This is a genomic window from Pseudomonas sp. Y39-6 (assembly GCF_023651955.1).
GTDB lineage: Bacteria > Pseudomonadota > Gammaproteobacteria > Pseudomonadales > Pseudomonadaceae > Aquipseudomonas > Aquipseudomonas veronii.
This window is the reverse complement of sequence record NZ_CP069594.1, coordinates 1,450,051-1,469,914: the sequence shown is the minus strand read 5'-3', so window position 1 is coordinate 1,469,914 and position 19,864 is coordinate 1,450,051. Positions and strand designations below refer to the sequence as shown.

Annotated in this window: 18 protein-coding genes; 14 read left to right on the top strand and 4 right to left on the bottom strand. The window is 60.4% G+C overall.

The genetic code is table 11. The features are described 5' to 3' along the window. Positions 1-39: 39 nt before the first annotated feature. Positions 40-642, bottom strand: coding sequence for a peroxiredoxin (locus tag JN756_RS06530; RefSeq protein WP_017844622.1), 603 nt, complete (start codon positions 640-642; stop codon positions 40-42). A gap of 245 nt (positions 643-887) precedes the next feature. Between JN756_RS06530 and JN756_RS06525 the strand changes: the two genes are divergently transcribed. Together JN756_RS06525 and bfr are read left to right on the top strand one after the other, a co-directional pair. Continuing rightward, on the top strand, positions 888-1,106 hold the full coding sequence (locus tag JN756_RS06525) for a bacterioferritin-associated ferredoxin (protein WP_026139755.1): 219 nt from the start codon (positions 888-890) through the stop codon (positions 1,104-1,106). Positions 1,107-1,307: 201 nt separating this feature from the next. Continuing rightward, entirely contained in the window at positions 1,308-1,778 is a 471-nt protein-coding gene (gene bfr, locus JN756_RS06520; protein ID WP_017844621.1) for a bacterioferritin, read from the top strand. Between the two features lie 171 nt (positions 1,779-1,949). Here the strand turns inward: bfr and grxD are convergent, their stop codons facing one another. Together grxD and JN756_RS06510 are read right to left on the bottom strand one after the other, a co-directional pair. Continuing rightward, positions 1,950-2,288 (bottom strand): Grx4 family monothiol glutaredoxin, encoded by a 339-nt coding sequence (gene grxD, locus JN756_RS06515; RefSeq protein ID WP_046384543.1) that lies wholly within the window; start codon positions 2,286-2,288, stop codon positions 1,950-1,952. 86 nt (positions 2,289-2,374) lie between these two features. After that, entirely contained in the window at positions 2,375-4,483 is a 2,109-nt protein-coding gene (locus JN756_RS06510; RefSeq protein ID WP_102617512.1) for a molybdopterin oxidoreductase family protein, read from the bottom strand. Between the two features lie 433 nt (positions 4,484-4,916). On the opposite strand from JN756_RS06510, the gene argF reads away from it, so the two are divergent. Both argF and JN756_RS06500 read left to right on the top strand, forming a co-directional pair. Continuing rightward, complete coding sequence (argF, locus tag JN756_RS06505) at positions 4,917-5,837, top strand: ornithine carbamoyltransferase (RefSeq protein WP_026139754.1); 921 nt, start codon at positions 4,917-4,919, stop codon at positions 5,835-5,837. Further along, positions 5,834-6,943: an ABC transporter ATP-binding protein gene (locus JN756_RS06500; protein ID WP_046384545.1), complete on the top strand. Its 1,110-nt coding sequence runs from the start codon at positions 5,834-5,836 to the stop codon at positions 6,941-6,943. Before argF ends, JN756_RS06500 begins: the two co-directional genes overlap by 4 nt. A 24-nt stretch (positions 6,944-6,967) precedes the next feature. On the opposite strand, the gene ybaK is transcribed toward JN756_RS06500, so the two are convergent. After that, the gene (gene ybaK / locus JN756_RS06495) at positions 6,968-7,438 is read right to left on the bottom strand and encodes a Cys-tRNA(Pro) deacylase (RefSeq protein ID WP_017844616.1); all 471 of its coding nucleotides are present in this window, start codon (positions 7,436-7,438) and stop codon (positions 6,968-6,970) included. Between the two features lie 327 nt (positions 7,439-7,765). Here ybaK and JN756_RS06490 point away from each other — a divergent pair, with 327 nt between their 5' ends. The 10 genes from JN756_RS06490 to aauR all read left to right on the top strand — a co-directional run bounded on the left by JN756_RS06490 (position 7,766) and on the right by aauR (position 19,853). Beyond that, on the top strand, positions 7,766-8,620 hold the full coding sequence (locus JN756_RS06490; RefSeq protein WP_026139753.1) for an MIP/aquaporin family protein: 855 nt from the start codon (positions 7,766-7,768) through the stop codon (positions 8,618-8,620). A gap of 79 nt (positions 8,621-8,699) precedes the next feature. Further along, complete coding sequence (gene glpK / locus JN756_RS06485; RefSeq protein ID WP_017844614.1) at positions 8,700-10,205, top strand: glycerol kinase GlpK; 1,506 nt, start codon at positions 8,700-8,702, stop codon at positions 10,203-10,205. Positions 10,206-10,300: 95 nt separating this feature from the next. Continuing rightward, entirely contained in the window at positions 10,301-11,056 is a 756-nt protein-coding gene (locus JN756_RS06480; RefSeq protein ID WP_017844613.1) for a DeoR/GlpR family transcriptional regulator, read from the top strand. 275 nt (positions 11,057-11,331) lie between these two features. Next, positions 11,332-12,870, top strand: a complete 1,539-nt coding sequence (gene glpD, locus JN756_RS06475; RefSeq protein ID WP_057004346.1) for a glycerol-3-phosphate dehydrogenase — start codon at positions 11,332-11,334, stop codon at positions 12,868-12,870. A 315-nt stretch (positions 12,871-13,185) separates the two neighbouring features. Then, a complete protein-coding gene (locus JN756_RS06470) occupies positions 13,186-14,112 on the top strand; it encodes a glutamate/aspartate ABC transporter substrate-binding protein (RefSeq protein WP_017844611.1) in 927 nt (308 codons plus the stop codon). A gap of 194 nt (positions 14,113-14,306) precedes the next feature. Then, positions 14,307-15,053: an amino acid ABC transporter permease gene (locus JN756_RS06465; protein WP_017844610.1), complete on the top strand. Its 747-nt coding sequence runs from the start codon at positions 14,307-14,309 to the stop codon at positions 15,051-15,053. Further along, entirely contained in the window at positions 15,053-15,724 is a 672-nt protein-coding gene (locus JN756_RS06460) for an amino acid ABC transporter permease (protein WP_046384547.1), read from the top strand. Before JN756_RS06465 ends, JN756_RS06460 begins: the two co-directional genes overlap by 1 nt. Then, the gene (locus JN756_RS06455) at positions 15,721-16,455 is read left to right on the top strand and encodes an amino acid ABC transporter ATP-binding protein (protein WP_017844608.1); all 735 of its coding nucleotides are present in this window, start codon (positions 15,721-15,723) and stop codon (positions 16,453-16,455) included. The genes JN756_RS06460 and JN756_RS06455 overlap by 4 nt, the downstream gene beginning before the upstream one ends. Before the next feature lie 159 nt (positions 16,456-16,614). Next, entirely contained in the window at positions 16,615-18,516 is a 1,902-nt protein-coding gene (gene aauS / locus JN756_RS06450) for a two-component sensor histidine kinase AauS (protein ID WP_057004345.1), read from the top strand. Then, complete coding sequence (aauR, locus tag JN756_RS06445; protein WP_017844606.1) at positions 18,513-19,853, top strand: two-component response regulator AauR; 1,341 nt, start codon at positions 18,513-18,515, stop codon at positions 19,851-19,853. The genes aauS and aauR overlap by 4 nt, the downstream gene beginning before the upstream one ends. Positions 19,854-19,864 lie beyond the last annotated feature (11 nt).

The window sequence follows — 19,864 nt, the reverse complement described above, 5'->3', positions numbered from 1 at the left end:
CGGCCTTCTCAGGCCGGTTTTTTTTACCGCAAACGAGGCTTACAGCTTGCCGGCGTTCTCGGTCAGGTAGGCTGCAACGCCTTCTGGCGAAGCGTTCATGCCTTTGTCGCCTTTTTTCCAGTTGGCAGGGCAGACTTCGCCGTGCTCTTCGTGGAATTGCAGCGCGTCGACCAGACGGATCAGCTCTTCCATGTTACGGCCCAGCGGCAGGTCGTTGATGATCTGCGAGCGCACAACGCCCTTGTCATCGATCAGGAACGCGCCACGGAACGCCACGCCGCCTTCGGACTCAACGTCGTAGGCCTTGGCGATGTCGTGCTTCATGTCGGCAGCCATGGTGTATTTGACTTTGCCGATGCCGCCATCGTTGATGGCAGTGTTGCGCCAGGCGTTGTGGGTGAAATGGGAGTCGATGGAAACCGCGACCACTTCAACGTTACGCGCCTTGAAATCGTCCATGCGGTGGTCCAGAGCGATCAGCTCCGAAGGGCAGACGAAAGTGAAGTCCAGCGGGTAGAAGAACACCAGGCCGTATTTGCCTTTGATGGCTTCAGACAGCTTGAAGCTGTCAACGATTTCGCCAGTGCCGAGAACGGCAGGTACGTCGAAATCCGGGGCTTGTTTGCCGACGAGTACGCTCATTGGATATCTCCTGATGCAGGGGTGACGATTGAAGTAAAAGGACCGGCCTCGAGTCTGCCGCGCATAAGCGACAAGCCTGTGACGCAGTCACGCTTCGTGAAGACCGACCATCATACACTGAAAAAACCGTTCGTCAGCGCACAGGCAAAGTCGCGGCCCAGCACGGCAAAACTACTTTGACAATCATTCTCGTTAACATTAAGATCCATCGCACTTAAGCCTTAAACCCGCGATGGTTCTCCCTTATGTATGTCTGCCTATGCACTGGCGTCACCGACGGACAAATCCGCGAAGCAATCTACGAAGGTTGCTGCAGCTACAAGGAAGTGCGTGAAACGACCGGCGTTGCCAGCCAATGTGGCAAATGTGCTTGCCTCGCCAAGCAAGTGGTACGGGAAACCCTGACGCAGCTGCAAACAGCTCAGGTCGCGCTGCCCTATTCAGCAGAATTTACACACGCCTGAATCAACGTATTTTAAAGAGCCGGACTTAGTGTCCGGCTTTTTTATGCCCGCAATTCAATTAGTTAGGGCCAAGACGCGGAACATAAACATTCTTATTCAGATTAATTTTCATTTATTATTCAATAACTTAGGTTTGACACTCAGGGGCTCGCCACGCAGACTCCTGCTTATATACCGCGAATAAAGGGCAGGACCCCAATCATGAAAGGCGACATCTCAGTCATCCAGCAACTCAACAAAATCCTTGGCAATGAACTGGTCGCGATCAATCAGTACTTTCTGCATGCGCGCATGTATGACGATTGGGGCCTGGAAAAGCTGGGCAAGCGTGAGTACAAGGAATCGATCAAAGCCATGAAGGACGCCGATGCCCTGATCAAGCGCATCCTGTTCCTGGAAGGCCTGCCGAACGTACAGGACCTGGGCAAGCTGAACATCGGCGAGCATACCCACGAAATGATCAGCAGCGACCTGGGCTTCGAACGCAAGAGCCACAGCGAGCTCAAGGCCGCCATCGCTCACTGCGAAGTGACCAAGGACTTCGGCAGCCGCGAACTGCTGGAAGATATCCTGGAAGACCAGGAAGAACATATCGACTGGCTGGAAACCCAACTGGGCCTGATCGACAAGGTCAGCCTGGAGAACTACCTGCAATCGCAGATGGGTGAATAACCCTTATTCACGGTAGGCGCGAGTTTGCTCGCGAAAAACTCAAGGGCACCGCATTCCATCAGGGGGCCCGCGTTATCGTTGACGTTCTTCGCGAGCAAGCTCGCTCCTACAGATGAAGCACAAAAAAGCCCCGCTCTCGTATGAGAAGCGGGGCTTTTTGTTGCAGGCCAATCAAGCTTCAGTCTGGGCTGCCGCTTTTGCCGCTGCGTCTTTGACCAACGTCTGCAACTCACCGTTCTCGAACATTTCACTGATGATGTCGCTGCCGCCGACCAGCTCACCGGCTACCCACAGTTGCGGGAAAGTCGGCCAGTTAGCGTACTTGGGCAGGTTCGCGCGAATTTCCGGGTTTTGCAGGATATCCACATAAGCGAATTTCTCGCCACATTTCATGATGGCTTGGGACGCTTTCGCGGAGAAGCCGCACTGCGGGGCATTGGGAGAGCCCTTCATGTAAAGCAGAATGGTGTTGTTGGCAATCTGCTCTTTGATCGTTTCGATGATATCCATGGAACACCTCGGCTGGAACTTTGCGACTCACAGGTCGGCACGGTGGCGCATTGTAACGCAAAATCCCAGCGTGGTGCTCGGAGACCTTATGCCGCAGCTACGTGGACCGGCACGCCGTTCAGCGCGGCATTGCCCGATAATTCATCCAACTGCCGCTCGTCGGTCAGGTCGTTCGCGCTGGCACCCGGTTGACGGCTGGCGATCGTCATCTGCACGCCCGGACGCCCGTGGCCCCAACCATGCGGCAGGCTGACCACGCCAGGCATCATGTCCAGGCTGGCCGCGACCTCGACCTCGATCATGCCGATGCGCGAACTGACCTTCACCCGCTGCCCGTCGCTCAATTGGCGGCGGGCCAGATCCTCCGGATGCATGAGCAGTTGGTGCCGGGGCTTGCCCTTCACCAGGCGGTGATAGTTATGCATCCAGGAATTGTTGCTGCGCACATGGCGGCGGCCGATCAACAGCAATTCGTCGGCCGGTGGCAGCGGTTGCGCCGCGAAGCGCGCGAGGTCCGCCAGAATCACGGCCGGCGCGGCCTGTACCCGGCCATTCGCGGTTTTCAGGCGCGCGGCGAGATTGGGCGTCAGGGGCCCCAGGTCCACGCCGTGGGGGTGTTCGGCGAGCATTGCCACCGACAATTGGTGGCTGGAAGCATCGCCATACACGCCGGCGCGCAGGCCGAAATCGATCATCTGCGCCGGTGGCAGGGTCGGCTTGAGCGCAACCCCGGTGTGCGCGGCAAACGCCTTGGCCAGGCCGACGAAGATCTCCCAGTCGTGCAGCGCGCCGTCAGGCTTGGGCAGGATCGCACGATTGAAACGGCTGACATTGCGCACCGCGAACATATTGAAGGTGGTGTCGTAGTGATCGTTTTCCAGCGCCGAGGTGGACGGCAGGATCAGGTCGGCATAACGCGTCGTCTCGTTGATGTAGAGATCGACGCTGACCATGAATTCCAGCCCATCCAGGGCCTGCTCCAACTGGCGACCATTCGGCGTCGATAGCACCGGATTGCCGGCCACGGTGACCAGGGCGCGGATCTGTCCTTCACCTTCGGTGAGCATTTCTTCCGCCAACGCCGACACCGGCAACTCGCCACCGTACTCCGGACGCCCCGACACACGGCTCTGCCAACGATTGAAATGCCCGCCGGAGGTGGAGGCCACCAGGTCCACCGCTGGCGTGGTACACAAGGCGCCGCCTGGACGATCCAGGTTACCGGTGACCAGATTGATCAATTGCACCAGCCAATGGCACAGCGTGCCGAATGCCTGGGTCGAAACGCCCATGCGCCCGTAACACACGGCCCTGTCCGCCGCGGCAAAATCCCGCGCCAACTGGCGGATCTGCTCGGCAGGCAGCGCGCACTGGCGGCTCATGGCCTCAGCGGTAAACCCGGCGATTGCGCGGCGCACGTCGTCCAGGCCGTCGACTGGCAAGTGACTGGCACGGGTCAGGTTTTCGGCAAACAACGTGTTGAGCAGTCCGAACAGCAACGCGGCGTCGCCACCGGGCCGTACAAACAGGTGCTGATCGGCAATCGCCGCCGTCTCGCTGCGCCGCGGGTCGACCACCACCACTTTGCCGCCCCGGGCCTGGATGGCCTTGAGGCGCTTCTCCACGTCGGGCACGGTCATGATGCTGCCGTTGGACGCCAGCGGGTTGCCGCCGAGGATCAGCATGAAGTCGGTGTGGTCAATATCCGGAATCGGCAACAACAGGCCATGGCCGTACATCAGGTGGCTGCTGAGGTGATGAGGCAACTGGTCGACCGACGTCGCGGAAAACCGGTTGCGTGTCTTGAGCAGGCCAAGGAAGTAATTGCTGTGGGTCATCAGCCCGTAGTTATGCACGCTGGGATTGCCCTGGTACACCGCCACTGAATTCTGTCCGTAGCGAGCCTGGATGCCCGCCAGTTTTTCGGCCACCAGCGCGAAGGCGTCTTCCCACGCAATCGGTTGCCATTCGCTACCCACCCGCAACATGGGTTGGTGCAGGCGGTCCGGGTCATTCTGGATATCCTGCAACGCCACTGCCTTGGGGCAGATATGCCCGCGACTGAAGGTGTCCAGTGGGTCGCCCTTGATCGACGTGATCGCCAGGCTGCCGTCTTCGGCTTGGGTGGTTTCCAGGGTCAGGCCACAGATGGCTTCGCACAGATGGCAGGCACGGTGGTGGAGAGTCTTGGTCATGGCCAGTCTCTTTATTAGGGCTTTGGCCTGACTATGGGCCGCGACTGCGGCGGGCACCAGCAACGTTCGTCGCGTGAATCGAAGGGCATCAGGCCAGGCCATGGGCAAGCGTGAGAAAATGTTTCAAAACCTGCCGAAGTGCCCCTGAAACCGACGCAGCCAGGCCTGGCCCCGCCCTCGCGGATTGCAAAAGGTCGCAGGGCCAGTGTACAAATGACCCGCTGCTGTCAGGAAATCGTCTTCAAAAGCGCTCTCGCGCCTGTCTGAACACCCCTAAACACCGTAGCCCTATTGGTAAGACGCGACATTTAATTATAAGATCGCGCCTTCCCCTATTTCGTCGCCCCGTGCGGCTTTCGCCGCAGGTCTCGCCCGTTTTCACAATAAACAAGGCTTTGAGTATCTGCGGTCTGTTGCAAAAAGGTAGTTAATGATGAGCGCAAGGCACTTTCTCTCCCTGATGGATTGCACGCCCGAAGAGCTGGTCAGCGTGATCCGTCGAGGCATTGAGCTTAAAGACCTGCGTAACCGCGGCGTACTGTTCGAGCCTTTGAAAAACCGCGTGCTCGGGATGATTTTCGAGAAATCGTCGACCCGCACCCGCTTGTCCTTCGAGGCCGGCATGATCCAGTTGGGTGGCCAGGCCATCTTCCTGTCGCCGCGTGACACCCAGCTGGGCCGTGGCGAGCCAATCAGCGATTGCGCGATTGTCATGTCGCGCATGCTCGATGCGGTGATGATCCGGACCTTTGCCCACAGCACCCTGACCGAATTTTCCGCGAACTCCCGGGTACCGGTGATCAACGGCCTGTCCGATGACCTGCACCCGTGCCAGTTGCTGGCCGACATGCAAACCTTCCTCGAGCACCGTGGCTCGATCCAGGGCAAGACCGTGGCCTGGATCGGCGACGGCAACAACATGTGCAACAGTTATATAGAAGCGGCGATCCAGTTCGACTTCCACCTGCGCATCGCCTGCCCGGAAGGCTTCGAACCGTCCGCCGAATTCCTGGCCAAAGCCGATGGTCGCGTGCAGATCCTGCGTGATCCAAAAGACGCGGTGGTCGGCGCGCACCTGGTAAGCACCGATGTCTGGACCTCCATGGGCCAGGAAGACGAAACCGCCAAGCGCCTGAAGCTGTTTGCACCGTTCCAGGTCACCCGCGCCCTGCTCGACCTGGCCGCGCCGGACGTGCTGTTCATGCACTGCCTGCCTGCCCACCGTGGCGAAGAAATCAGCCTCGATCTGCTCGACGACCCGCGTTCGGTCGCCTGGGACCAGGCAGAAAACCGTCTGCATGCACAAAAGGCCCTGCTCGAATTTCTGGTCGAACCGGCGTACCACCACGCATGAGCAAGCCATTACTGCTGAACCTGCGCAATCTGGCATGCGGCTATCAAGATCAGCGGGTGGTACAGAACCTCAACCTGCACCTCAACGCCGGCGACATCGGTTGCCTGCTCGGCTCCTCGGGGTGCGGCAAGACCACCACCCTGCGTGCGATCGCAGGGTTCGAACCGGTACACGAAGGCGAAATCAGCCTGGCCGGCGAAGTCATCTCCAGTGCAGGGTTCACCCTGGCGCCGGAGAAACGTCGCATCGGCATGGTGTTCCAGGACTACGCGCTGTTTCCCCACCTGAGCGTGGCCGACAACATCGCCTTTGGCATTCGCAAGCACCCGCAGAAAGACCGCGTGGTCGCCGAATTGCTGGAGCTGGTCAACCTGAAGAACCTGGGCAAGCGTTTTCCCCACGAGCTGTCCGGTGGTCAGCAACAACGCGTGGCCCTCGCCCGCGCCTTGGCGCCGGAGCCGCAATTGTTGCTGCTCGACGAACCCTTCTCCAACCTCGATGGCGAGCTGCGACGCAAGCTCAGCCATGAGGTGCGCGACATTCTCAAGGCACGTGGCACCAGTGCGATCCTGGTGACCCATGACCAGGAAGAAGCATTTGCCGTGAGTGACCACGTCGGCGTGTTCAAGGAAGGTCGCCTGGAGCAGTGGGATACGCCCTACAACCTCTATCACGAACCGCTCACACCCTACGTCGCAAGCTTTGTCGGCCAGGGCTATTTCATCCGTGGCCAATTGTGTACGCCGGAATCGGTCAGCACCGAGCTCGGCGACCTGCGCGGCAACCGCGCGTATAGCTGGCCGGCAGGTGGCGCCGTGGATGTATTGCTGCGCCCGGACGACATCGTCTACGCACCGGACAGCGCATTGAAAGCGCGGATAGTCGGCAAGACGTTCCTCGGCGCCTCGACCTTGTACCGCCTGCAACTGCCGACGGGCGCCCAGTTGGAGTCGATCTTCCCCAGCCACGCCGACCATCAGGTCGGTGCAGACGTGGGGATCCGCGTCGCCGTCGAACACCTGGTGCTGTTCCGGGCTTCCGGCAGCACGGCGGCGCAGATTCCGCACACCGATTCGGGTGTGCGGCGCTACAGCCCGGCCAACTGAAGAACCCCGCTCCAGCCTTCGAACTCAGGCCCGGCCGATCGGCGCGAACGTGGCCTGGGTATGCTCGGCCAGAACCGCTGCGGACAGCTCTACTTCCAACCCCCGTCTCCCGGCGCTGACAAAAATCGTCGGGAACGGCTGCGCAGTAATATCAATAAAGGTGCGCAAACGCTTTTTCTGTCCCAACGGGCTGATCCCACCCAGCAGATAGCCAGTGGAACGCTGCGCCGCCGCCGGGTCGGCCATCTCGACTTTTTTCACCCCGGCGGCGTGCGCCAGGGCTTTCAAGTCCAGACTTCCGACGACCGGCACCACCGCCACCAATAATTCGCCCTTCTCGCTGCTCGCCAGCAAGGTCTTGAACACCTGCGCCGGGTCCAGACCCAACTTTTCCGCGGCCTCCAGGCCATACGAGGCAGCTTTGGGATCGTGTTCATAACTGTGAATGCGATGTTCGGCGCGAACTTTTTTCAACAAATCCAATGCGGGGGTCATGGACGCTCCAGGCGTGGCAAACGGATGGCCAATTCTAGGCCAAGCCCACACAAAACGCTCTAGTACGCCCCTCACTCATGGCAATACTTACTGTGGCGAGCGTGATCATTCATCAAACCTATAGTTCGAAAATGACTGATAGTTCACTTTCGACCTTTGACAGCAGTCATTCTTGTCTATATTTTTTCGTTTCCGAATACTGTAGGAATACATCCGCAGCATTCCAGCAGTAAGCCGTGCCCGGGATGGGGATCCTCGACACGGTGAAAATCGCGCAAGGCCCGTTGAGGCCAGACGCCAGACAAGAACAACAAATTGAGGTTTTCCATGACAACTGCACTTCAACAGCCTTCACTTTCGAGCCAATGCATGGCCGAATTCCTGGGGACTGCGCTTCTGATCTTCTTCGGTACCGGTTGTGTCGCTGCGCTCAAGGTCGCGGGTGCCAGCTTTGGCTTATGGGAAATCAGTATCATCTGGGGGATCGGCGTGAGCATGGCGATCTACCTGAGCGCGGGCATCTCCGGGGCACATCTGAACCCGGCGGTCAGCATCGCCCTGTGTCTCTTTGCCGATTTCGACAAGCGCAAACTGCCCTTCTATATCCTCGCCCAAGTCGCCGGCGCCTTCTGCTCCGCGGCCCTGGTGTACACGCTCTACAGCAACCTGTTTTTCGATTACGAACAAACCCACCATCTGGTGCGCGGCACCCAGGCCAGCCTGGAACTGGCCTCGGTATTCTCGACTTATCCCCATGCACTGCTGAGCACGGCCCAGGCCTTCCTGGTGGAAATGGTCATCACCGCGATCCTGATGGGCGTGATCATGGCCCTGACCGACGATAACAACGGCCTGCCACGCGGCCCGTTGGCACCGCTGCTGATCGGCTTGCTGATCGCGGTGATTGGCAGCGCGATGGGCCCGCTGACCGGCTTTGCGATGAACCCGGCACGGGATTTCGGGCCCAAGCTGATGACCTTTTTCGCCGGTTGGGGTGAAATGGCCTTTACTGGCGGGCGTGATATTCCTTACTTCCTGGTGCCGATTTTCGCACCGATTGTCGGTGCATGCCTGGGGGCTGCAGCGTATCGCGGGCTGATTGCCCGTCACCTGCCAAGCGCCGCACCCGCTGTCGCCGAAACCGAAGACAGCGCCGTCAACGGCAACACCCGCATTTCCTGATAGCCAGCCTGGTCCACCCTGCCCCTTCGTGGCCCAGGCGGTTTACCCACTTCCTTATTTCTCGTCCAAGGCAATCGACATGACCGACATTCAGAATAAGAACTACATCATTGCCCTCGATCAGGGCACCACCAGTTCCCGGGCGATCATCTTCGATCGTGACGCCAACGTGGTCTGCACCGCCCAACGTGAGTTCGCCCAGCATTACCCGCAAGCGGGCTGGGTCGAACATGACCCGATGGAAATCTTCGCGACCCAGAGCGCGGTGATGGTCGAAGCCCTGGCCCAGGCCGGCCTGCACCATGACCAGGTCGCCGCCATCGGTATCACCAACCAGCGCGAAACCACCGTGGTCTGGGACAAAGTCACCGGCCGCCCGATCTACAACGCCATCGTTTGGCAGTGCCGCCGCAGCACCGAGATCTGCCAGCAGCTCAAGCGTGATGGCCACGAGCAATACATCAGCGATACCACCGGCCTGGTCACCGACCCTTACTTCTCCGGCACCAAGCTCAAGTGGATTCTCGATAACGTCGAAGGCAGCCGCGAACGTGCGCGCAACGGCGAGCTGCTGTTCGGCACCATCGACAGCTGGCTGATCTGGAAATTCACCGGCGGCAAGACCCACGTCACCGACTACACCAACGCCTCGCGCACCATGCTCTTCAACATCCACACCCTGGAGTGGGACGCGAAGATGCTGGACATCCTCGATGTGCCGCGGGAAATGCTGCCGGAAGTGAAATCGTCGTCGGAAATCTACGGCCGCACCAAGAGTGGCATTGCCATCGGCGGCATCGCCGGTGACCAGCAGGCCGCGCTGTTCGGCCAGATGTGCGTGGAACCGGGCCAAGCCAAGAACACCTATGGCACCGGTTGCTTCCTGCTGATGAACACCGGCGACAAAGCGGTGAAATCCAAGCACGGCATGCTCACCACCATCGCCTGCGGCCCGCGTGGCGAAGTGGCCTACGCCCTGGAAGGCGCCGTGTTCAACGGTGGTTCCACCGTACAGTGGCTGCGCGACGAGCTGAAAATCATCAACGACGCCCACGACACCGAATACTTCGCCGGCAAGGTCAAGGACAGCAACGGCGTGTACCTGGTGCCCGCGTTCACCGGCCTGGGCGCGCCGTATTGGGACCCGTATGCCCGTGGCGCGTTGTTCGGCCTGACCCGTGGCGTGCGCGTGGATCACATTATTCGCGCAGCTCTGGAGTCGATTGCCTACCAGACCCGCGACGTATTGGACGCGATGCAGCAGGACTCCGGCGAACGCCTTAAATCCCTGCGCGTGGACGGCGGCGCGGTGGCCAACAACTTCCTGATGCAGTTCCAGGCCGATATCCTCGGCACCCAGGTCGAACGCCCGCAAATGCGCGAAACCACAGCACTCGGCGCCGCCTACCTGGCGGGCCTGGCCTGCGGCTTCTGGGGCAGCCTGGAGGAATTGCGCGGCAAAGCGGTGATCGAGCGCGAATTCGAACCCCAGCTCGAAGAAGCGGCCAAGGAGAAACTCTACGCCGGCTGGCAAAAAGCGGTGAGCCGCACCCGTGATTGGGAACCGCACGAAGGCGCTGAATAAGCCCTTCGCCGGAACCACTTAGGGTTGTAACTGGCAGGGAGCAGATTCCTGCGTCATCATGGGCCACTTTTGTATGGCAGCCCAAAGGACGCCCAATGAATCTGCCTCCCCGCCAGCAACAAATCCTCGAACTGGTCCGCGAACGCGGCTACGTCAGTATCGAGGAAATGGCGCAGTTGTTCGTTGTCACCCCGCAAACCATCCGCCGCGATATCAACCAGCTGGCGGACGCCAACCTGTTGCGCCGCTACCACGGCGGCGCAGCCTATGATTCCAGCGTCGAAAACACCGCATACGCCATGCGGGCCGACCAGATGCGCGACGAGAAACAGCGCATCGGCGAAGCGATCGCCGCACAAATCCCCGACCATGCCTCGCTGTTCATCAACATCGGCACCACCACCGAATCCATCGCCCGTGCGTTGCTCAACCACAATCACCTGAAAATCATCACCAACAACCTCAACGTCGCCACCATGCTCAGCGCCAAGGACGACTTCGACGTGCTGCTGACTGGCGGGAGTGTGCGACGTGACGGCGGCGTGGTGGGCCAGGCCAGCGTCGACTTTATCAACCAGTTCAAGGTCGATTTCGCCCTGGTCGGCATCAGCGGTATCGATGAAGACGGTAGCCTGCTCGACTTCGACTACCAGGAAGTGCGGGTTTCCCAGGCGATCATCGCCAATGCGCGCAAGGTGATCCTGGCGGCCGACTCGAGCAAATTCGGGCGCAATGCCATGATTCGCCTGGGCCCGATCAGCCTGGTGGACTGCCTGGTGACTGACCAGCAGCCGGTGCCGGCGCTGGTGCAGTTGTTGAACCAGCATAAGGTTCGGCTGGAAGTCGTCTAGCGCCTGCACTGATGCTATCGGGGGCAAGCCCCCTCCCACACTTTGATGTGTGAACCCATTCAAATGTGGGAGGGGCTTGCCCCCGATAGCGATTGATCCAGCCCCCATTTCCTTGAGCCTTCCCCAGGCACATGTTCACAAATTTTCCTTTTCTCGCCCTTCGATGAGTTTTTTCAATCGAAGTCGGGTGGCTGTGGGCGCGTTTATCAGCTACCATTTTCGGAAATGAACATTAATGTTCGATTTCCAATACGAAAAGATCGCGAGGCCAGCCGATGAACCCTTCCACCTTGCCTGCTCCACCGCTTGCCGAAGTCTATGACGTTGCCGTAATCGGTGGCGGGATCAATGGCGTCGGCATTGCAGCAGACGCAGCCGGGCGCGGGTTGTCGGTATTCCTTTGCGAAAAGGACGACCTGGCCAGCCACACGTCTTCCGCCAGCAGCAAGCTGATCCACGGTGGCCTGCGTTACCTCGAACATTACGAATTCCGCCTGGTGCGCGAAGCCCTGGCCGAACGCGAAGTCCTGCTGGCCAAGGCCCCGCACATCGTCAAGCAGATGCGCTTTGTGTTGCCGCACCGCCCGCACCTGCGTCCGGCGTGGATGATCCGCGCCGGCCTGTTCCTGTATGACCATCTGGGCAAGCGCGAAAAGCTCGCCGGTTCGAAAAGCCTCAAGTTCGGCCCCGACAGCCCGCTGAAAAGCGAAATCACCAAAGGCTTCGAATATTCCGACTGCTGGGTCGATGACGCCCGCCTGGTGGTGCTCAACGCCATGGCCGCGCGTGAAAAAGGCGCACACATCCACACCCAAACCCGTTGCGTCAGCGCGTACCGCAGCAAGGGCCTGTGGGAAATGAACATGGAACGCACCGACGGCAGCCTGTTCTCGATCCGCGCCAAGGCGCTGGTGAACGCCGCCGGGCCGTGGGTCGCCAAATTCATCAAGGAAGACTTGAAGCTGGATTCGCCCTACGGCATCCGTCTGATCCAGGGCAGCCACCTGATCGTGCCGAAACTGTACGAAGGCGCCCACGCGCACATCCTGCAGAACGAAGACCAGCGCATCGTGTTCACGATTCCATACCTGGACCACCTGACCATCATCGGCACCACCGACCGCGAATACACCGGCGATCCGGCGAAAGTGGCGATTACCGAAGGTGAAACCGACTACTTGCTCAAGGTGGTCAACGCTCACTTCAAGAAACAACTGAGCCGCGACGACATCGTCCACACCTACTCCGGCGTGCGCCCGCTGTGCAACGACGAGTCGGACAACCCGTCGGCCATCACCCGCGACTACACCCTGTCGCTCTCCGGCGGCGCTGGCGAGGCGCCGATCCTGTCGGTGTTCGGCGGCAAACTGACCACCTACCGCAAGCTCGCCGAGTCGGCGATGGCCCACCTGGCGCCCTATTTCACACAGATGCGCCCAAGCTGGACCGCCACCGCCAGCCTGCCGGGCGGCGAAGACATGAGCACGCCGCAAGCCCTCGCTGCGGCCATCCGTACCCAGTTCGACTGGGTGCCAAGCGAAATCGCGCGGCGCTGGTCCACCACCTACGGCAGCCGCACCTGGCGCCTGCTCGAAGGCGTGCAATCGCTGGCCGACCTCGGCGACCACCTCGGTGGCGGCCTGTACACCCGCGAAGTCGACTACCTGTGCGCCGAAGAATGGGCGACCCAACCCGAGGACGTGCTGTGGCGCCGCACCAAGCTTGGCCTGTTCACCACCCCGGAAGAACAGGCCAATGTGCGGCGTTATCTGTCCAAGGTTGAGCATAACCGCAGCAAGATCCAGGCGGCCTGACAGACTGCTCGTACAAAAGCCCCTGCGCCGTAAGGCCCAGGGGCTTTTTCATATCGGTTCAGCCATTCGGTTTTCCGAACAGCATTCCCCTGCGCGATTCGGTTTGCCGGACCTGGCCGTTATAAATCCTCGTTCATAAAAAGTTAATCCCTATATAAATCATATAGTTAACCTTTTACTCGTGGACTGGCACGACTCATGCTCTACACTTCAAGACGATTGCCTGAGATGCCTCAGGAGCCGTCACGGGCATTCGCTGTATAAGAGAGCCGCTTAACCGGCTTCATAAAAAAAACAAATGTCGAGGAAGTATTGATGCGCATCGTTCCCCATATTTTGGGCGCAGCTATCGCTGCCGCTCTGATCAGCACTCCAGTTTTCGCCGCCGAACTCACCGGCACGCTGAAAAAAATCAACGACTCGGGCACCATCACCCTCGGGCACCGCGACAGCTCCATTCCGTTTTCCTACATCGCGGATGGTTCGGGTAAACCGGTGGGCTACTCCCACGACATTCAGCTGGCGATCGTCGAAGCCCTGAAAAAAGACCTGAACAAGCCCCAGCTGCAGGCCAAGTACAACCTGGTCACTTCCCAGACCCGTATCCCGCTGGTGCAGAACGGCACCGTGGACATCGAGTGCGGTTCCACCACCAACAACGCCGAACGCGCTCAGCAAGTCGCGTTCACCACCAATATCTTCGAAATCGGCACCCGCCTGCTGGTCAAGAAAGACAAGGATGGCAAGCCGTCCTATAGCGACTTCGCCGACCTCAAAGGCAAAAACGTCGTGACCACCGCCGGCACCACGTCCGAGCGCATCATCAAGGCGATGAACGCCGACAAGCAGATGGGCATGAACGTCATCTCCGCCAAAGACCACGGCGAGTCCTTCCAGATGCTGGAAAGCGGCCGCGCCGTTGCCTTCATGATGGACGACGCCCTGCTGGCCGGTGAAGAAGCCAAGGCCAAGAAGCCGAATGACTGGGTTATCACTGGTACTCCGCAGTCCTTCGAAGCCTATGCCTGCATGGTTCGCAAAGAAGATCCTGCGTTCAAGAAAGCCGTGGATGACGCCATCGTCGCGCTCTACAAATCCGGCGAAATCAACAAGATTTATAGCAAGTGGTTCGAAAGCCCGATCCCACCAAAAGGCCTGAACCTGAACTTCCCGATGAGCGACAAGGTCAAGGAACTGATCGCCAATCCGAGCGATAAGCCTGCGCCTGACGTAAAAATCTGATTTCTGGCTAACCTTATCTCCTGAGGGAGCCACTCCTCCCTCAGGCGTCTGTTACTACCTGCTGGCTATATTTTGGAACACTCGACCGGGCGGTTTTCGAGCCGATCGTGTGTGCCTGGCGTTCACCGTCAGGCGGGAACGGATTTTCCCCAAGCGGGTGCTTGTACATCGATCGATCTCGAGGGGAGACCCTAATGAATTACAACTGGGACTGGGGCGTGTTCTTCAAGTCCACTGGCGTTGGCAGCGAGACTTATCTCGACTGGTACATCGCCGGCCTGGGCTGGACCATTGCCATCGCCGTCGTGGCATGGATCATCGCCTTGCTGCTGGGCTCCATGCTGGGGGTCATGCGTACCGTGCCAAACCGTATCGTATCGGGCATCGCCACCTGCTACGTGGAACTGTTCCGCAACGTGCCGCTGCTGGTGCAGCTGTTCATCTGGTACTTCCTGATACCCGACCTGCTGCCGCAAAACCTGCAGGACTGGTACAAGCAAGACCTGAACCCGACCACCTCGGCCTACCTGAGCGTTGTGGTGTGCCTGGGCCTGTTCACCGCCGCCCGTGTCTGCGAGCAGGTACGCACCGGCATCCAGGCGCTGCCGCGTGGCCAGGAAGCCGCCGCCCGCGCCATGGGTTTCAAGCTGCCGCAGATCTACTGGAACGTGCTGCTGCCGCAGGCTTACCGGATCATCATTCCGCCGCTCACCTCGGAATTCCTCAACGTGTTCAAGAACTCCTCCGTGGCGTCCTTGATCGGCCTGATGGAATTGCTGGCGCAAACCAAGCAGACCGCCGAATTCTCGGCCAACCTGTTTGAAGCCTTCACCCTGGCCACGCTGATCTACTTCACCCTGAACATGAGCCTGATGTTGCTGATGCGCCTGGTCGAGAAGAAAGTCGCCGTGCCCGGCCTGATCTCCGTGGGGGGTAAATAATGGAATTCGATTTCAGCGGCATCATCCCCGCGATCCCCGGCCTGTGGAACGGCATGGTCATGACCTTGCAGTTGATGGTCATGGGCGTGGTCGGCGGTATTGTCCTCGGCACGATCCTGGCGTTGATGCGCCTGTCGTCCAGCAAGTTGCTGTCACGCCTGGCCGGCGCCTACGTGAACTATTTCCGCTCGATCCCGTTGCTGCTGGTCATCACCTGGTTCTACCTGGCGGTGCCCTTCGTGCTGCGCTGGATCACCGGCGAAGACACGCCGATCGGTGCGTTCACCTCCTGCGTCGTGGCCTTCATGATGTTCGAGGCCGCGTACTTCTGTGAAATCGTGCGGGCCGGCGTGCAGTCGATCCCCAAGGGCCAGATGGCGGCCGCGCAGGCCATGGGCATGACTTACGGTCAGACCATGCGCCTGATCATCCTGCCCCAGGCGTTCCGCAAGATGACCCCGTTGCTGCTGCAACAGAGCATCATCCTGTTCCAGGACACCTCGCTGGTCTACACCGTGGGCCTGGTGGATTTCCTCAACTCCGCCCGTTCCAACGGCGACATCATCGGCCGCTCCAATGAGTTCCTGATCTTCGCCGGTGTCGTCTACTTCATCATCAGCTTTTCCGCCTCGCTGCTGGTCAAGCGTCTGCAAAAAAGGTTTGCCGTATGATCTCTATCAAAAACGTCAACAAGTGGTATGGCGACTTCCAGGTGCTGACCGATTGCAGCACCGAGGTTAAAAAAGGCGAAGTGATCGTGGTGTGCGGGCCGTCCGGCTCGGGTAAATCCACCCTGATCAAGTGCGTCAACGCGCTGGAACCGTTCCAGAAAGGCGACGTGATCGTCGACGGCACGTCCATCGCCGACCCGAAGACCAACCTGCCGAAACTGCGCTCGCGCGTCGGCATGGTGTTCCAGCACTTCGAGCTGTTCCCGCACCTGACCATCACCGAAAACCTGACCATCGCGCAGATCAAGGTGCTCGGCCGCAGCAAGGAAGAAGCCACCAAGAAGGGCCTGCAACTGCTTGATCGCGTCGGCCTGTCGGCGCACGCCCACAAGCACCCTGGCCAGCTTTCCGGTGGCCAGCAGCAACGTGTGGCGATTGCCCGCGCCCTCGCCATGGACCCGATCGTCATGCTGTTCGACGAACCGACCTCGGCCCTCGACCCGGAAATGGTCAACGAAGTGCTGGACGTGATGGTGCAACTGGCCCAGGAAGGCATGACCATGATGTGCGTGACCCACGAAATGGGCTTCGCCCGCAAAGTGGCCGACCGCGTGATCTTCATGGACGCCGGCAAGATCATCGAAGACTGCCCGAAAGAAGAGTTCTTCGGCGACATCAGCGCCCGCTCCGAACGCGCGCAGCACTTCCTCGAGAAAATCCTGCAGCACTAAAAAAGCCACAGCTTGCTCCTCCTGTAGGAGCGAGCTTGCTCGCGAAAAACGGCAACGATGAAGCGCACATCCTGGATGAACGCGGTGCCCTTGGTTTTTTCGCGAGCAAGCTCGCTCCTACAGGAAGGGGTGAGCGGTAGCTGACCCAAGGCATCTGTGATGAAATGCGACCCCAACCTCTATCGCGCCGCGCCGCCATCACTTGCCGTGAAGCCTCGTCTGATCCGCCAACTGTTCCTGCCGCCGTTGATCATCGCCCTGATGATCGGCCTGGGTTATATCGGCTTCTGGATCAGTGAGTACTATGGCATCCGCACCCTCAGCGATACCGGCGAACGCCAGTTGGAGCTGCATGCCCGCACCGTCGAAAGCGAACTGAGCAAATACACGTACCTGCCCAGCCTCCTGGAACTGGAATCCAGCGTGTCCACGCTGCTGGCCGAGCCGAACCAGGACACCCGCAAGACCGTCAACGACTACCTCGAAGGCCTGAACCGGCGCAGCCGCAGTCGGGCCATCTATGTGATGGACACCACCGGCCGCGTACTGGCCACCAGCAACTGGCGCGATGCCGACAGCTACCAGGGTGAAGACCTGTCCTTCCGCGCCTATTTCCAGAACGCCGTGCGCGGCCAGCCCGGGCGTTTCTATGGCATCGGCAGCACCAATGGCGAACCCGGCTACTACCTGGCCCACGGCCTGGAAGAGCACGGCAAGATCATCGGCGTCGCTGTGGTCAAGGTCCGCCTCGAAGCCCTGGAGGAACGCTGGAAACGCGCGCGTCTCGAAGCGTTTGTCAGCGACGAGAACGGTATCATCATCCTTTCCAGCGACCCGGCCCGCCGCCTCAAGGCCGTGCGCCCCCTGAGCGATGAGACCAAGGACCGCCTGGCGCACAGCCTGCAATATTACTGGGCGACGCTGAACGAGCTGGAGCCCCTGGCCCGCGAGCGCCTCAACGAAGGCACAGAAAAACTGACCTTTCCGGCCAACAGCGAAGTAGTAGCCGACGAACACGAAGTCAGCTACCTGGCCCAGACCCGGCCGCTGAGCGACACGCCGTGGAATTTCACCCTGCTCACCCCGCTCAACGATCTGCGCCGTGCAGCGATCAACCAGGGCATCCTGGTGGCCGTCGCCTTTGGCCTGGTGGCGCTCCTGCTGATTGCCTGGAACGAACGACGCAAAGTCATCGCCACCCGCCTCGCCGCCCGGGAAGCCTTGCAGGAAGCCAACAGCCAGCTGGAACGCCGGATTGCCGAACGCACCGCCGACCTGCGCGCGAGCAACGAGCGCCTCAAGGGGCAGATTCGCGAGCGCCGCCAGGCCGAGGAAACCCTGCGCCGCGCCCAGGATGAGCTGGTGCAGGCGGGCAAACTGGCGGCCATCGGCCAGATGTCCACCAGCATCGCCCACGAATTGAACCAGCCCCTCGCCGCGTTGCGCACGTTGTCCGGCAATACCGTGCGCTTCCTCGAACGCGGCGCGCTGGATACCGCCAGCGCCAACCTCAAGACCATCAACGAATTGATCGACCGCATGGGCCGCATCACCGCCAGCCTGCGCTCCTTCGCGCGGCGCGGCGACGACCAGGGCGAAGCCAGCCTGGGCAAGGCCGTGGATGCCGCGTTCCAAGTGCTCGGCGCACGCCTCGACAGCCTGCCTCTGACGCTGCACCGCGACTTTGCCCCGGCCCAATTGCAGATCGACCAGACGCGCCTGGAGCAGATCCTGGTCAATCTGATCGGCAACGCCCTCGATGCCATGCAAGCACAACCGGCGCCGGAACTGTGGCTGGAAGGCCACGAAGCCGACGGCAAATACCGCCTGCAGGTGCGCGATAACGGCCATGGCATCGACCCCGAGGCGCGCAAGCATCTGTTCGAACCGTTCTTCACCACCAAACCCGGCGAGCAAGGCCTGGGCCTTGGCCTTACGTTGTCCGCCAGCCTGGCCGCGGCCACCGGCGGCAACCTCGCCGTGGAGCATCCCGTCGGTGGTGGTACTGCCTTTGTCCTGAGCCTGCCGCTGGTGGGCGCTCAAACAGCCGAGTCGTCATGAACGTAGAAAAAAACCCTGACCTCACCGTCCTGATCGTCGAAGACGACCCCCACGTGCTGCTCGGCTGCCAGCAAGCCCTGGCACTGGAAGACATCCCCAGCGTCGGCGTGGGCAGTGCCGAAGAGGCGCTCAAGCGCATCGGCGAGAACTTTGCTGGCATCGTCATCAGCGATATCCGCCTGCCGGGTATCGACGGCCTGGAACTGCTCACCCGCCTCAAGGCCCTGGATAAAAGCCTGCCGGTGGTATTGATTACCGGGCACGGCGATATTTCCATGGCGGTCGGCGCCATGCGCAACGGCGCCTATGACTTCATGGAAAAACCCTTCTCTCCCGAACGCCTGGTCGACGTCGCGCGCCGCGCCCTGGAACAGCGCGGGCTGGCGCGGGAAGTCTGGGCGCTGCGCCGCCAGTTGGCCGAGCGCGACTCCCTGGAAGGACGCATCATCGGCCGCTCGCCGGCGATGCAGAACCTGCGCGAATTGATCGCCAACGTCGCGGATACGTCGGCCAACGTGCTGATTGAAGGCGAGACCGGCACCGGCAAGGAACTGGTCGCGCGGTGCCTGCATGATTTCAGCCGACGCCACGCTCACCCGTTCGTCGCGCTGAACTGCGGCGGCCTGCCGGAGAACCTGTTCGAAAGCGAGATTTTTGGCCACGAAGCCAACGCCTTTACCGGCGCCGGCAAACGTCGGATCGGCAAGATCGAGCACGCCCACGAAGGCACGCTGTTTCTCGATGAAGTGGAAAGCATGCCGATCAACCTGCAGATCAAGCTGCTGCGCGTGTTGCAGGAACGCACCCTCGAACGCCTGGGTTCGAACCAGAGCGTGGCGGTGGATTGCCGAGTGATCGCCGCCACCAAATCCGACCTCGACGAATTGAGCCGCGCCAGCCAGTTCCGTAGCGACCTGTACTACCGCCTCAACGTCGTGACCCTGGAACTGCCGCCTTTGCGCGAACGCCGCGAAGACATCCTGCAACTGTTCGAACACTTCCTGCAGCAATCATCCCTGCGCTTCGACCGCAGCGTGCCGGACCTCGACAACCAGACACTGTCCAACCTGATGAGCCACGACTGGCCGGGCAACGTGCGTGAACTGCGCAACGTCGCCGAGCGCTTCGCCCTGGGCCTGCCCGCCTTCAAGAAAAGCGGCGCCAGCAGCGGCAGCCAGGGCCTGGCCTTCACCGAAGCGGTGGAAGCCTTCGAACGCAACCTGCTCAACGACGCGCTGCAACGCAGCGGCGGTAACCTGACCCAGGCCAGCCAGGAACTGGGAATGGCCAAGACCACCCTGTTCGACAAGGTCAAGAAATACGGTTTGAGCCACTGAGGAACCGCGCG